This window comes from Flagellimonas sp. S3867, assembly GCF_014698935.1.
In the GTDB taxonomy this organism is placed as follows: domain Bacteria; phylum Bacteroidota; class Bacteroidia; order Flavobacteriales; family Flavobacteriaceae; genus Flagellimonas.
The window spans coordinates 792,682-805,623 of sequence record NZ_JACVMN010000002.1 but is presented as its reverse complement, the minus strand read 5'-3'; the positions used below and the strand labels follow the sequence as shown (position 1 = coordinate 805,623).

The 12,942-nt window shown below is 36.6% G+C and carries 15 protein-coding genes; 9 read left to right on the top strand and 6 right to left on the bottom strand.

All coding sequences use genetic code 11. The features are described from left to right. Positions 1-265 precede the first annotated feature (265 nt). The gene (locus IAG46_RS11290) at positions 266-1,279 is read right to left on the bottom strand and encodes a GlxA family transcriptional regulator (RefSeq protein WP_190810457.1); all 1,014 of its coding nucleotides are present in this window, start codon (positions 1,277-1,279) and stop codon (positions 266-268) included. A gap of 110 nt (positions 1,280-1,389) precedes the next feature. Between IAG46_RS11290 and IAG46_RS11285 the strand changes: the two genes are divergently transcribed. From IAG46_RS11285 to IAG46_RS11265, 5 genes are read left to right on the top strand one after another with little or no spacing between them, the layout of a single operon-like run. Further along, positions 1,390-1,704 carry a hypothetical protein gene (locus IAG46_RS11285; RefSeq protein ID WP_190810456.1) on the top strand — a complete coding sequence of 105 codons (315 nt, stop codon included), beginning with the start codon at positions 1,390-1,392 and terminating at the stop codon, positions 1,702-1,704. A gap of 1 nt (position 1,705) precedes the next feature. Then, positions 1,706-2,032 (top strand): TfoX/Sxy family protein, encoded by a 327-nt coding sequence (locus IAG46_RS11280; protein WP_190810455.1) that lies wholly within the window; start codon positions 1,706-1,708, stop codon positions 2,030-2,032. Between the two features lie 2 nt (positions 2,033-2,034). Further along, complete coding sequence (locus IAG46_RS11275; RefSeq protein ID WP_190810454.1) at positions 2,035-2,325, top strand: putative quinol monooxygenase; 291 nt, start codon at positions 2,035-2,037, stop codon at positions 2,323-2,325. 12 nt (positions 2,326-2,337) lie between these two features. After that, positions 2,338-2,997: a DUF2461 domain-containing protein gene (locus IAG46_RS11270; RefSeq protein WP_190810453.1), complete on the top strand. Its 660-nt coding sequence runs from the start codon at positions 2,338-2,340 to the stop codon at positions 2,995-2,997. A 37-nt stretch (positions 2,998-3,034) separates the two neighbouring features. After that, positions 3,035-3,406, top strand: a complete 372-nt coding sequence (locus tag IAG46_RS11265; RefSeq protein WP_190810452.1) for a nuclear transport factor 2 family protein — start codon at positions 3,035-3,037, stop codon at positions 3,404-3,406. 47 nt (positions 3,407-3,453) lie between these two features. On the opposite strand, the gene IAG46_RS11260 is transcribed toward IAG46_RS11265, so the two are convergent. Further along, positions 3,454-4,149: an ABC transporter ATP-binding protein gene (locus IAG46_RS11260; RefSeq protein WP_190810451.1), complete on the bottom strand. Its 696-nt coding sequence runs from the start codon at positions 4,147-4,149 to the stop codon at positions 3,454-3,456. Between the two features lie 41 nt (positions 4,150-4,190). After that, the gene (locus IAG46_RS11255; RefSeq protein WP_190810450.1) at positions 4,191-5,660 is read right to left on the bottom strand and encodes a DUF5687 family protein; all 1,470 of its coding nucleotides are present in this window, start codon (positions 5,658-5,660) and stop codon (positions 4,191-4,193) included. Between the two features lie 125 nt (positions 5,661-5,785). On the opposite strand from IAG46_RS11255, the gene IAG46_RS11250 reads away from it, so the two are divergent. From IAG46_RS11250 to arsS, 4 genes are all read left to right on the top strand, one after another. Further along, positions 5,786-6,835, top strand: coding sequence for a ferredoxin--NADP reductase (locus tag IAG46_RS11250; protein ID WP_190810449.1), 1,050 nt, complete (start codon positions 5,786-5,788; stop codon positions 6,833-6,835). A gap of 277 nt (positions 6,836-7,112) precedes the next feature. Continuing rightward, complete coding sequence (locus tag IAG46_RS11245; protein ID WP_190810448.1) at positions 7,113-7,814, top strand: DUF2064 domain-containing protein; 702 nt, start codon at positions 7,113-7,115, stop codon at positions 7,812-7,814. 187 nt (positions 7,815-8,001) lie between these two features. After that, positions 8,002-8,337: an arsenosugar biosynthesis-associated peroxidase-like protein gene (locus IAG46_RS11240; protein ID WP_190810447.1), complete on the top strand. Its 336-nt coding sequence runs from the start codon at positions 8,002-8,004 to the stop codon at positions 8,335-8,337. Positions 8,338-8,411: 74 nt separating this feature from the next. Continuing rightward, positions 8,412-9,500 carry an arsenosugar biosynthesis radical SAM (seleno)protein ArsS gene (gene arsS, locus IAG46_RS11235; RefSeq protein WP_223826658.1) on the top strand — a complete coding sequence of 363 codons (1,089 nt, stop codon included), beginning with the start codon at positions 8,412-8,414 and terminating at the stop codon, positions 9,498-9,500. 229 nt (positions 9,501-9,729) lie between these two features. On the opposite strand, the gene IAG46_RS11230 is transcribed toward arsS, so the two are convergent. From IAG46_RS11230 to IAG46_RS11220, 3 genes are all read right to left on the bottom strand, one after another. Then, positions 9,730-10,104, bottom strand: a complete 375-nt coding sequence (locus IAG46_RS11230) for a hypothetical protein (protein WP_223826657.1) — start codon at positions 10,102-10,104, stop codon at positions 9,730-9,732. Between the two features lie 374 nt (positions 10,105-10,478). Further along, complete coding sequence (locus tag IAG46_RS11225; protein WP_190810446.1) at positions 10,479-11,426, bottom strand: hypothetical protein; 948 nt, start codon at positions 11,424-11,426, stop codon at positions 10,479-10,481. Beyond that, the gene (locus IAG46_RS11220) at positions 11,426-12,832 is read right to left on the bottom strand and encodes an MBOAT family protein (protein WP_190810445.1); all 1,407 of its coding nucleotides are present in this window, start codon (positions 12,830-12,832) and stop codon (positions 11,426-11,428) included. Before IAG46_RS11220 ends, IAG46_RS11225 begins: the two co-directional genes overlap by 1 nt. Positions 12,833-12,942 lie beyond the last annotated feature (110 nt).

Genomic DNA, 12,942 nt, shown 5'->3' with positions numbered 1-12,942 from the left:
TAGTATTGGTTGGGCATAATTTTGTTTGAGCTTTATTGTATATCATTTTTAAGATTATCTGTTCATTTTGTCTTGAAACAAAACGAACCAAAAAGTCAAGAAGATTTCAAGGAAATTTTTGTGATTTCATCACAAAACCACTGATAAATCCATACGCTTCATGCTCTTTTTTGCTGTGCAAAACGCATCTCTGCTCGATTTACACTTATCTCTAGGAAATCTCCGCCTCAAAATTCCATCAATCCAATCATCTAAAGCAGCTTATTTACCAAGTCGTTGGTCGCTCAAAATTGACCCTACTGCGATTGTATTTTGTTTTGTACGCTACCGGAGATATTCCTGCGTATTTTTTGAACACTGTTCTAAAGGCTTTTTGGTCTGCATAACCGACTTGGTACATCACCTCATTTACATTTTGCTCTGTGGACTCCAAACTACGCTTTGCGGCTTCAATCTTAACACGTTGAATGTACTCCAGCGGCGTATTCTGGGTAGCTTTTTTAAATCGACGCACAAAATTTCGACTGCTAATGGCGTATTTCTTGGCTAATTTTTCCACCGAAATTTTATCATTCACATTGCTTTCAATATATTTTTGTGCTTCTTTGATCGCCACATCATCGTGGTCTTTCTGTCCTTGAAAAATAGCAAACTGGTTCTGGTCAACTCGATCCATATCTATTTCAAAAAATTTAGAGATATAAATTGCCGTTCCCCTACCACAATATTTCTCAACAAGATGTAGCATGAGATTCAAGAAAGAAAAAGCACCTCCGCTGGAATAAATTCCATCCTCATCGGTCACAATTTTATTTGATACCAAATGCACTTTGGGAAACATTTTTTTAAAAAGTTCCATTCCCGCCCAGTGGGTTGCACATTGTTTGCCATCTATCAATCCGGTCTGTGCCAGCACAAAAGCGCCCATGCACATACTGGCTACCTCGGCATTATGAACATTACGCTGGTGCAATATCCAAGGAATAAAATCCTTATTATGTTCCAAGTCTTCATCTAGCTTATCAGGTCTAAGTGCTGGAATAAGCACTAAATCCGTTTTTTCGATATCAGCAATAGTGCTATCACAATGAATACTGAACAAGCCATCATACAAGGAATAGTCATTTTCCAATCCCACCAAATGGATGTCAAAAAAATTATCCTCCCTAGTCCTGGTTTGTTTTAAAAACTGATTCACGGCCATTAAAACCTTAAACGGCCCAACTACATTACTCAAAATAGCATTGCCCTTTGGCACCAAAATACTTACATGTTTCATTACCAACACTTTTAGTGCTATAAATGTAATGGTAATACTTGGCACATTCAACCCTTTAAAGTGTCTTATTTCCCCTTATTTTGCTTTAACCTCTTTTGTAGTTTTGGGATATGGAGTTAGAAAAGTTCTTAGAAATAAGAGCATCATTTTGTATTAAGTACCCCGAAGTCACCGAAGGAAAAATGATGAGTTCGCCTGCCATTCATTATAAAAAAAAGGTGTTCGCATTTTTCTCCAGAAAGCACAAAATGGTCTTTAAGCTGGGAAAGGAATATCCCTTGGATGAGCTAGGGGTTGAAGTTTCTGAATTCAATCCATTTAAGAACAAAAAACCGCTAGCGGGCTGGTTTGAGGTTGATTTTATCCACAACAAAAAATGGGAAATGATGGCATCAACAGCATTGGAACAAATTAAATCAAAGTGAAATGGGAGAAAAAGGTGATAAAATGACGAATGCTTCTGTACTGGCTGTAGAGTTGATGGTTCAAAAACTTGAATCCATTGGCTCGATCACTGCTAAAAAGATGTTTGGTGGCCATGGCATATTCCATGAGGGTAAAATGTTTGGCATTATCGATTCCAAAGGGGTCGCTTATCTAAAGTCTGACGCTTCTTTATCGAAGTTTTTTGAAAGTTCAGGTTCTCATAAGCATGGAAAAATGCCCTACTATTCCATTCCTGAAACTGTTCTGGGTGATAATAAATTGTTGGTTGAGTGGGCAGGGAAGTCAATCAAAATTTCAAAGAAATAATTATGGTCCATGTTTTTGTTCCTTATAAAGTAAAGTCAGCATCCGTTGAAAAGGTTAAAGTGATTGTTGCCAAATTCATTTCCGAAATTGAAAAAAATGAACCGGGAACCTTGTTGTACAAATCGTTTCAACAAACAGATAAGCCAACCCATTTTACCCACATAATGAGCTTTGTAGATTCAGAAGCGGAAATGCTCCATAAGAAGAGTGCTTATTGTCGTGAGTTTACGGATGTCCTGTATCCCGTATGTGAAATCATGCCCAAACCTGTTGCCCAAAATGAGATTAACTAAAATACATTTCTTATGATTACCAAAGCCTACACATCTTTCTTTAAAGAATTAGCAAGGAACAACAACAAGGAATGGTTTCATGCAAACAAAAAGAGGTATGAAGTCGATGCTAAAGAACCTTTTCTTAATTTGCTAGAGCATCTTTTGGATACTTTGGCAGATTGGGATTCTCGAATGCTAGCGGATCCTAAAAAAGCGATGTTCCGAATCAACAGGGACGTGCGTTTTGCAAAAGACAAAACACCGTATCATACAATTTTGAAGGCCGGATTTTCTCCCAATGGAAAAAAGTCAATGCTGCCCGGGTATTATTTGGGAATAGATGCCTCCAGTATTCATGTGGGCGGTGGCCTTTTTATGTTGCGCCCACCGGAGCTTTCAAAAATCAGAAATCATATTGCCGCAAATACTTCAGAATTAATCAAAATCACCACGGATACAACATTTGTCCAAAATTTTGGACAGTTGAGTGGCGAAAAGGCAAAGCGGTTGGATAAAAGCCTGCTTCCCATCACGAAAAAAACCGATTTAATCTATAACAAACAGTTCTATGCCATGGCAGAATTTCCTTTGGAACCCTTTTATGGTTCGGAAAAGTTAAACCAGGAAATCATAAGCCACTTTAAAGCTATTAAACCATTGAATACTTATTTGAACCATGCGTTCGATTGACAACAAGTTTATTTATTAATCATAAAACAAATACAAAATGACAACACAAGAAGTTGCAGACCAATTAGTAAGCCTTTGTAGGGAAGGAAAACATCAAGAAGCATATGGGTTATATGCAAAAGATGCCTGGAGCGTTGAAATGCCTGGAGTCCCCAATGAAAAAACACAAGGCATTGACAATATTTTAAAAGGTTATGAGCAATGGGCCAGCAGCATTGAAGAAATGCACGGAGGTTCTATTGGTGACCCAGTAGTCGCTGGCAACCATTTTACGGTTCCAATGATCAGTGATGTTACTTTTAAGGGGATGGGTAGATGCAAAATGGAGGAGGTTTGCGTTTACGAAGTAGAAGATGGAAAGATAAAGAAGGCACAATTCTTTTACGACCCTTCCATCTTTGGCGGTTAATTATATAATATCATCTTTAATGAAGGCGATGTATTCCATCGCCTTTTTTATTCCCCGAAAAAAGTTTCAAGCTCTTTTAAGGTCTCCGTTGAGGTTTGGATATCCTTTACAATTTCACCCTTGTTCAATACCACAATGCGTTCGCAAACTTCTGTCACATGAATAAGGTCATGACTTGATATTAAAACCGTGACATCTTGCTTGGCTACTAAATCTTTGATGATAGCTTTAAGTCTTATCTGGGTGGTAGGATCCAGATTCGCAAAGGGCTCATCTAAAATTACTACCTCAGGATTGCCGATAAAAGAGGCAACTATTCCAGCTTTTTTCTGATTTCCTTTGGAAAGATCACGGAGATACTTCTTTTGCCCCAAGATTTCACCGTGAAAAAAGTCCTCAAAAGAGGACAAGAGCTTGTCCACATCTGCATTGTTTGTCCCGCGAAGATCTCCGATGAAATAAAAATATTCTTCTGGGGTAAGGTACCCAATCAAAAAAGTTTCGTCGATAAAGGCAGAAGTAAATGGTTTCCATGCTTCACTTTTATCCACTTGCACCTCATTGTTGACAATATTGCCAGAGGTGGGTTGAATCAAATCCAACAGTAGGCTGAAAAAAGTTGTTTTTCCTGCACCATTGTTTCCGACCAATCCAAAACTTTGTCCTTTCGGTATCTCCAAGGTTTCAACATTCAACACCAGTTGTGAACCGTATTTTTTGGTTAGATTTTCAGTTGTGATCATATTTTTTTCAATTTAGTTCCCGGTATACGGAAATATACTTGTTAACTATTCTTTTCTTTGAAACCGGCAATCATGCCATATTTCTTTCTTCGATATTGCTCGGTAATCATATCCAATAATTTATTTTTTAGTGCAAATCCAATAATTCCTAAAAGAGAAAGAGCCAATACGCCCGCTTCCAAAGAAATTAGATAATAGAATACCGTAAAAATTAAAATAGGCAATCCTAAAACCGGAATTATTATCAGAAATTGGGTTGCACTGGTTCCCTGCATGTTCCCAATTGGGCTTTTCTCAAGATCGATTCGCTTTTTATTGAACGATCCAAAATATAGAATCACAGGAATATTGACCCCTAAGTTATAGAGTGCACATCCAAAGTTTATGGCCAGTTTGTCCCAACCAAAAAACACATAAGGAATCGTAAGCAAAAACATGACTACGACACTCACTGAAATCAGGCTTGCCTTGGACTCCAAATATTTGCGGAGGGGAATGTTCTGTGACATCATCATACTATAATAACTGCTGTCCCATGCCGGGATAAACTGTCCAAAGTTGGATAGAAAAATTCCGGTCATAAAAATTCCCAAAAAGGCAAACACCGGCACCATAGTTGCATAAATATCTTGGGTGTAAAAAAACAATCCGTAAAACACAAATAACAATGAAATAAACACCTGTGCCTTTGTTCTTTTATTTCGCCAAATCATCTTCAGGTCCAGCTGTAAAAAAGTTCCCATATCTCCAAAACGCTTGGTCCATGACAACTCGGAGGTCTTTGCCTCTTTTGTTTTTATTCGCAAGGAGGCATCTAAAAATAACTTGTTCTTTAAATAGCTGAAATTTATCCAATAGAGTACCAGTGCCAATATAACTGGAACTAAAACAGCAAAAGGATATTGGTATAGTCCGTGAAAAATAGGTCCAAAAAAGTCCTTAACCGGTAAAATTTGGAAGTAATCCAACCCATAAAGAAGCGCAATTATACCTCCAACAATAGCCAAAGCCTTTTCGCTTTTATTTATAATGAAGTTTGCATAGTTGATGCACATGACTGTGGCCAAAATCGAAATTAACCAAAGCCCTACATTAAGTGCAGGATACCCATGGAACAATAAAACTATCCCGAAAGGGACGAAAAAGCACAAAGCCAAAATATTGTATCCAGAAAAACTTGATCGACCAAGAATATAATGTGCTATACTACTTTTTTTAATAGGCATGGACAATAGCGGTTTGATGTCCATTACCGGAAGCTTTTGCATAAAATACCGAAAAAAAAGCTCTATAAGTGCCCAATACACCATATATCTGCTCAACATCCACATCGGGTTCTGATCTGGGAACACTTTTCTAAGAATTTCATATAAGAATGCACCAACAAATACCACTGTGGCCAGCATATAAAGTCCAAAAAAGATCATGACAATTTTCAAGGCCATACCCTTACCAAAGGATGAGGACCTGAAGAAGGCTTTCCATTGAAGGTTGATAAAGCGTTTAAACATGGGTTGGTAATTTTCAAGAGGTTAGTAACCATTTGGAGCGATTTGTTACAGTATTGTTTCTTTTTTTGAAATCTCAATCATCAAAATTGCCTTAATCCGTAGCTTTGCAAAAAAATTCATTCTACATGAGCGACTTTCATGCCCTAAAAATCTCTGCGGTTGATGCCTTGACCCCTAACGCAGTAGCTTTGACTTTTGAAATTCCGGATAATCTTACAGCTACTTTTGCCTTTAACGCCGGACAGTATATCACACTAAAGCACCAAGTAAATGGACAAGAAGTGCGCAGGGCATATTCTATCTCGTCAGCACCCTCTTCTGGAAAACTTACCGTTGGAATTAAAAAAGTGCCAAATGGTACGTTTTCGGTTTATGCCAATGAAAACCTTAAGGTTGGTGATCATATAGAGGTTATGCGTCCCGAAGGGCGATTTGTTTTTGAAAAAGACACTACCAATAAAAATGTAGCTGCTTTTGCTGCGGGTAGTGGAATCACTCCGATAATGAGCATTGCCCAAACCGTTTTGGAAAGTAATTCTGATAACACATTTGTTTTGGTTTTTGGGAACCAAACCCCACAAGAAACTATGTATTTACAGGCTATTCAAGAGCTTCAAAAAAAATATACCAATAGGTTTTTTGTTCAACATGTCTATAGTCGCTCTCAAGAAGAAGATTCACTTTTTGGCAGAATTGAAACCTCAACGGTCAATTTTATTGTAAAAAACAGGTTCAAGGAAACCACATTTGATGCCTTTTACCTGTGCGGACCTGAGGAAATGATCACAACGGTTTCAGATACGCTGAAAAAAAATGGGGTTGCTGAGAACAAGATTTTATTTGAATTGTTTACGTCATCGGATACAGAAGATACCCTTGCTGAAAATCTAGACGGAAAGACCAAAGTGGAGGTAACCGTGGACGATGAAAACTTTTCTTTTACCATGGACAAAAAATCCCTGGTCTTGGATGCGGTGTTGAAAGAAGATATTGATGCCCCTTATTCTTGTCAAGGTGGTGTGTGCAGCAGTTGCATTGCTCGAATTACCGAAGGAAAGGCTGAAATGGTGAAAAATCAGATTTTAACGGACAGTGAAGTGGCTGAAGGATTAATTTTGACCTGTCAGGCCCATCCGCTTACGCCGACCCTGAAAGTAGACTACGATGATGTGTAGTTTTTGGCGAAAAAAAGGTGTCAACTAAGCTGTTTCACTTCAATTTATTGAGATATTTACCGACCATACAGTTTGTTTTCTTTAAAAATGAACGCATTTTTTGCACTTCATCGATATTGCTTCGATTTTAATCTTGATGAATTCTTACCTCCGTTTTTTTAAACCGACTAGAGGGTCGGAATGTTAAAGTTCAGCTTAATTAGGCCTATATTGTAATTCAACTAGCCTCTTTTCGACTTAAAATTATTAATATAGGCTTGTGATAGAGGCTTAAATTTTGAGAAACATTAGTTTACAGGAAACAGCTGTTTTGATTTTTGCGAACTCTGCTGAGGCGGATGCTCGCTATAAGACTTCTATCCCTAAACCAGAGTTGTTTCATGAACTTACTGCACATACCCTCAAAATCGTAAAACAATCTGGTTTGCCCTTTTTCCATATTTCAGAAAAGGAGCAACTTGGAAACACTTTTGGAGAACGCTTTTCCAATGCTATCCAAAGTATTTATGACAGAGGTTATGAAAATGTAATCACTGTAGGAAACGATAGTCCAGAACTGAAGGTGCTTCATTTAGCTGAGACCAATAAGCAATTAAAGCTTTGCAAAACTGTTCTAGGGCCCACATTGGATGGTGGCTTTTATTTAATGGGATTGCATCGTTCCAACTTCAATGCCCAACTTTTCCAAAAACTCCCTTGGCAACGCGTAGGGCTGTTTAGCAAAATTTCCCAATTATTCAGGGCAAATAAATCAACGCTTTTCATGCTTCCTGTACTTCGAGATATAGATATTCTGGAGGATGTTACGGCTTTGCTGCATTTCGCTAGACGAATTCCGATAGCTATTTTCAAGATTCTAGTATTCCTCATCAAAAGAAACGCCCATTTTTTAAAAAAGCATGTTCCAAAACTGGAAATGCGCTTCATAACTTTTTCTTTCAACAAAGGTTCACCCAAACTTTTGCTATTATCCCAATAGCGCAAAATGGCTTCTGCCATTGCTGCACCCTCTTTTACACATTCTAAAAACTGACTTCTTGAAATTAGTGGACAAAACCAAATTTCCACCAATCGAAGAAAGCACGTAAAAGAAATTTATCTCAATTCAATAAAAAAATAATGTGCGATTCCTGCCTTCGCAGGAATGACAAACCAAAAACACAGAAATGGCAAATAGTTATTACGATCCAGCAGATCTTCGAAAATTTGGAAAAATCACCGAGTGGAGTGAGGAACTCGGCACCAAATTTTTTGATTATTACGGAAAAGTTTTTGAAGAAGGTGCCCTAAGTGCACGTGAAAAATCCCTTATCGCTTTAGCGGTGTCGCATGTGGTCAAATGCCCCTATTGCATTGATGCCTATACCAAAGATGGACTGCAAAAAGGAATCACCAAGGAAGAAATGATGGAAGCCGTTCATGTTGGAGCTGCAATTGAAAGTGGTGCTACCCTGGTGCATGGCGTTCAAATGATGAATAAATACAACAAACTAAGTATGTAATCCTAATTGTTTGTTGAAAGTTGACGATTAACGGTCGACTAATGCCCCCAGCAAGCAAGCACAAGACAAGAAAAATGGAACAAAGCATCATGCCCAAAATAAAAAAGGCTGCCAAAAAATCGCTTAAGGCACAGGATAATGAATTGGCGGCAACCAATAAACAATTGGAAATCCTTAATGGTAGTATTTTCGCCGAAGGTGAACTTCCTTATTTTAAGGATAAGATTGCTGAGATAGGTCATTTTCCACTTCGACCCAACAAATTGGAAATTCTACAGATCAACGTGGGTTATATGTGCAACCAAGTATGCGAGCATTGCCATGTGGATGCGGGACCAGACCGTAAGGAAATCATGACACGGGATACCATGAAGCAATGTTTGGAGGTAATTCGTAATACGGAAGCCCATACCTTGGATCTTACCGGAGGTGCTCCTGAGATGAATCCGGATTTTAGATGGTTTGTAGAGGAGGCCGCCAAAGCCGGTATCAAAGATTTTATAGTTCGCTCCAATCTCACCATTATCCGGGCCAACAAAAAGTACTACGATCTTCCAGAATTCTTTAAAAAGCACAATGTTCATGTGATTTCTTCTATGCCACATTATACTAGAGGCAAAACTGACAAACAACGTGGTGATGGAGTTTTTGATAAATCCATTAAAGCATTACAGGAATTGAATGCCGTAGGATATGGCATGCCAGAGAGTCCTTTACGGTTAGATTTGGTCTATAATCCATCTGGCGCCTACTTGCCAGGCGATCAAGCGGCTATGGAGCGAGATTTTAAAAAGGCATTGGATGAGGATTTTGGGATTCAGTTCCATAATCTTTTTGCTATTACCAATCTGCCCATTGCCCGATTTTTGGATTATTTGATCGCTTCAGAAAACTATGAAGATTATATGTATGCTTTGGTAGAGGCCTACAATCCGGCAGCAGTGGCCAATGTGATGTGCACCAACACCATATCTATAAGTTGGGATGGTTGGTTGTACGATTGTGACTTTAACCAAATGCTCGACCTAAAGGTCGCCAGTAAAGTGAAACATATTAAGGACTATAATGAGGATGTTTTAAACGACCGAAACATTATCATTTCACAACATTGTTATGGGTGCACTGCCGGGGCTGGAAGTAGTTGTCAGGGGACGGTGGCTTAACGCAAGAGCCAACGTTTTTAGAATGGCACTTATCGTCTCGGCTATGGTTAGTACGGGACTTAAAAGTAGTGAACTTTCGATTAAGCACTTAGCCAAAACTTTTTATTTTGTTTTATCTTTTTTTTATAAAGCCAAATCAAAAAGATTTGGCGTACTTAGTTAAAAAGCACTAAACTTTAGGTTAAGCACGAAATCCCGTATTAATTATAGCCATTGTTGTGCATAGTTTTTATTGTTCCACAACTCCGATGAACATTAAATATTCGATTTCGGTGTCATAGATTTCGATTAATTCGTCTTTTGTCAGTTCAACTTTTTCCTCATTCATAGCATATTCCGCCATTTGGTTAATGTCCAATTCTGCATTCGATTCAGGTTCACTTTCGGGATTCGGGTTTTCTGTTGTCAGTCCGATTTTACTCATATAGTTTTCCTCCGCAATTAGAGCACTGCGAATCAATTTCAAGTCAGACTTTTTCTTGTTCAGCTTTAAAGCAATGAAACAAGTTGCCTCGTCCAAATCATAAATTTCTTTTCCAGCGTTATTTTCATTTACAGTACAGATTGGTTCGTTTTTACAACCGAAAAATGAGAGTAGAGTCAAGATAAATATTTTTTTTACGTTTTTGTTTGGTTAAATTATGCACAACGGGTCGATATGAATCGTTTTAATGATTTATATCCAACGATAAGTGAAGTTCTGGAATTTTATTGTAAAAATCCAAGTCAAATTGGTGGGCAGGTCTTTTGGGTTGATGTTATTTATCCCCAAAAAGAATCGCTTAAACCGACCAGCTGGTCGGTTAGTTTTTTGGAGATAGGTTCTTTTGGGTTCTTTTTTTACATTTCACCGATTTTTCTTATAAATACACCCTTGAGTCTTGAGGCTGGGTTCAATCTGCAGAAACTTTGCAACAGACTTAACGGTCAAATTGTACCCAAAACCAATTTTGGTGGTTACATAATGATAAACGTTGTTTATTTGTAAAGTATTTGATTCATTTTTATACCTATAATTTTAGATAATTTTTCCGCAGACAAATAATGAAGATGTGATCCGTCATAAGATTTATACTCCGTTGTATTTATTTCAATCCAATGCCCTCCCATTTCTTCAATTTCCTTCCTAATTTTGTTCTCATCAAATTTAAATTTTTCATTTTCCCATTCTTGCATTTCCAGAGTTGATGGAGGTCTAAAGCAAATAACTTCAATACCCATTTCTACAAACTCCTGAATTCTAAATAATAAATTTTGATATACTTCATTACTAATTTGCATATTATTATCCTCAGCGAATTTTTTATACACGGGTAATGCCTCCATTGGATTATTAGGCACTTTGTAAGAAGCTACCCATCCATCTTCATAATACTTTGCGAAATAGTTTTTCCTGTCTTCAACAAAATTATGTCTGTTCTCTGCTGTTTTTTGAAAGATTCTGATTATCTCAGAAGGCTTGTAACTCGAAATGTTAACATATTCATTTAAATATAGAACTTTAAAAATCTCTGAATTACTTACACTCTTATATCTAGCAAAGCTTTTATTTTCGACAGCAATATCTGTTAGTGGCCCAACATCAAGTGCCAAAACAACAACTTTATTTTTTGATTTCAAATCAACTCTTGATAGCAAAAAGTCCAAATACTCATTGCTATATCCCAATGCTGAATATCCTAAGTTCACACCACTCAGTTTATTATCTAATCCGCTCTGTATGGCCTTTATCGATATCCCTCTATATATCCTTGAGTTTCCCCCAACCACAATGTTTTTTTTTTCTTTTTGATGTGTTTTTTTAATCCAAAAATCATTTGCGATTTCCGAATTACTTCTTTTTAATGGTAAGTACGTTTTAATAAGAACTACAAACAGACCTGAGAGTATTGCAGTAAATAAAACTTTTCTTTTCTGTATTGACATCAAAATTGAAAATAAATAAATTGTTCTCCCTCTCCTTTTAGAAAAATGATAGCTAAAATACAAAAGGTGATAGTTATTAAATCCACATGATATTTTCTAGAATATATTCTTATTTTATACGAATTTCTTCTTAAAAAGAAAACGTATTCTATTAGGACTGCCAAAATCAAATAAAATAGATTATCAAAATAGACGTCATAAAAATCAAAGTTAAAAGAATTAAAGAGAAATAATTTAGAGACTATTTCATTGCCTTGCGCAAAGTTTTCAGCTCTAAAATAAACCCATGCGACCAGCACCAGTATGAATACAATTAGAATACTAATTCTTTCATTTATTTTAATCCTTAGTTTTACAAGCTTTTCAATTAATAACAAAATAGTGTGTATTGTAGCCCATATTAAAAAGGTATAATTTGCACCATGCCAAAGACCTGATAATAGCATAGTCACTATCAAAGCTAAAATCATTTTTCCTAAACCACTTTTGGAACCGCCTAAGGGGATATATACATAATCTCTAAACCACGTGGATAAAGAAATATGCCAACTTGACCAGAACTCTTTTAGGTTTCTGGAAAGATATGGGTGATTGAAGTTCATCTTGAAATGATATCCCATATATTTTGCCAAACCCCTTGCAACTAAACTATATCCACTAAAGTCACAATAAATTTGAAATGAAAATGCAATCATCACCACCCACCAATACAAAGTGCCGTCAAAAGAAGACTTACCCTCAAAAGCTGAGTCAATGAAAAAGGAAAGGTTGTCAGCTATTACCATTTTTTGAAACAAGCCATAAACAACCAGCTTAAAAGAGTTCCATTTCTCCATATAATTTGGCACCCTATATGTTTCAAGTTGTTTCAAAAAATCCTTAGCTCTAACTATTGGTCCAGCAACTAGTTGCGGAAACATTGATAGATAACTAAAAAAATGAAATATGTTTTTTGTTGGATTTAATCTATTACGATATATATCTATTGTATAGCTTAATGATTGAAAGGTATAAAAGCTTATTCCAATAGGAAGAATTAGAGTAAACTCAGGAATATTGCTAATTAAATCAATATCTAGACCAAAGGTTCTAAAAACCTTTTCTAGTATAGATGCAAAAAAAACACTGTATTTAAAAATGGATAAAAGACCAAGGTTTGCGATTATCGAAATAGTCAAAAACAACTTTTTTCGCTTCACATTTTTCTGGATTCCAATCCCACAAAAAAAGTCAATAACTCCACTTGTTATTATCAAAAAAAGAAAGCGCCAGTCCCACCATGCGTAAAATATTAAGCTGGCTACAACAATAAAAATCCATCTAAGTTCAGACTTCTTCCTAAAAAAAGGCCAAAGAATAAAAAAGAAAAGACAAAATATTAGAAATTCAATGGAGTTAAATTGCATTTGAACTGGTTAGAATTTGCAAACAAATATATCCTTTTACTAACTTTTGTCGCCGCAGATATTTTTTGGGGAGAAAATTCATCGTTTTGACTTTTAAATTATAGTATTTT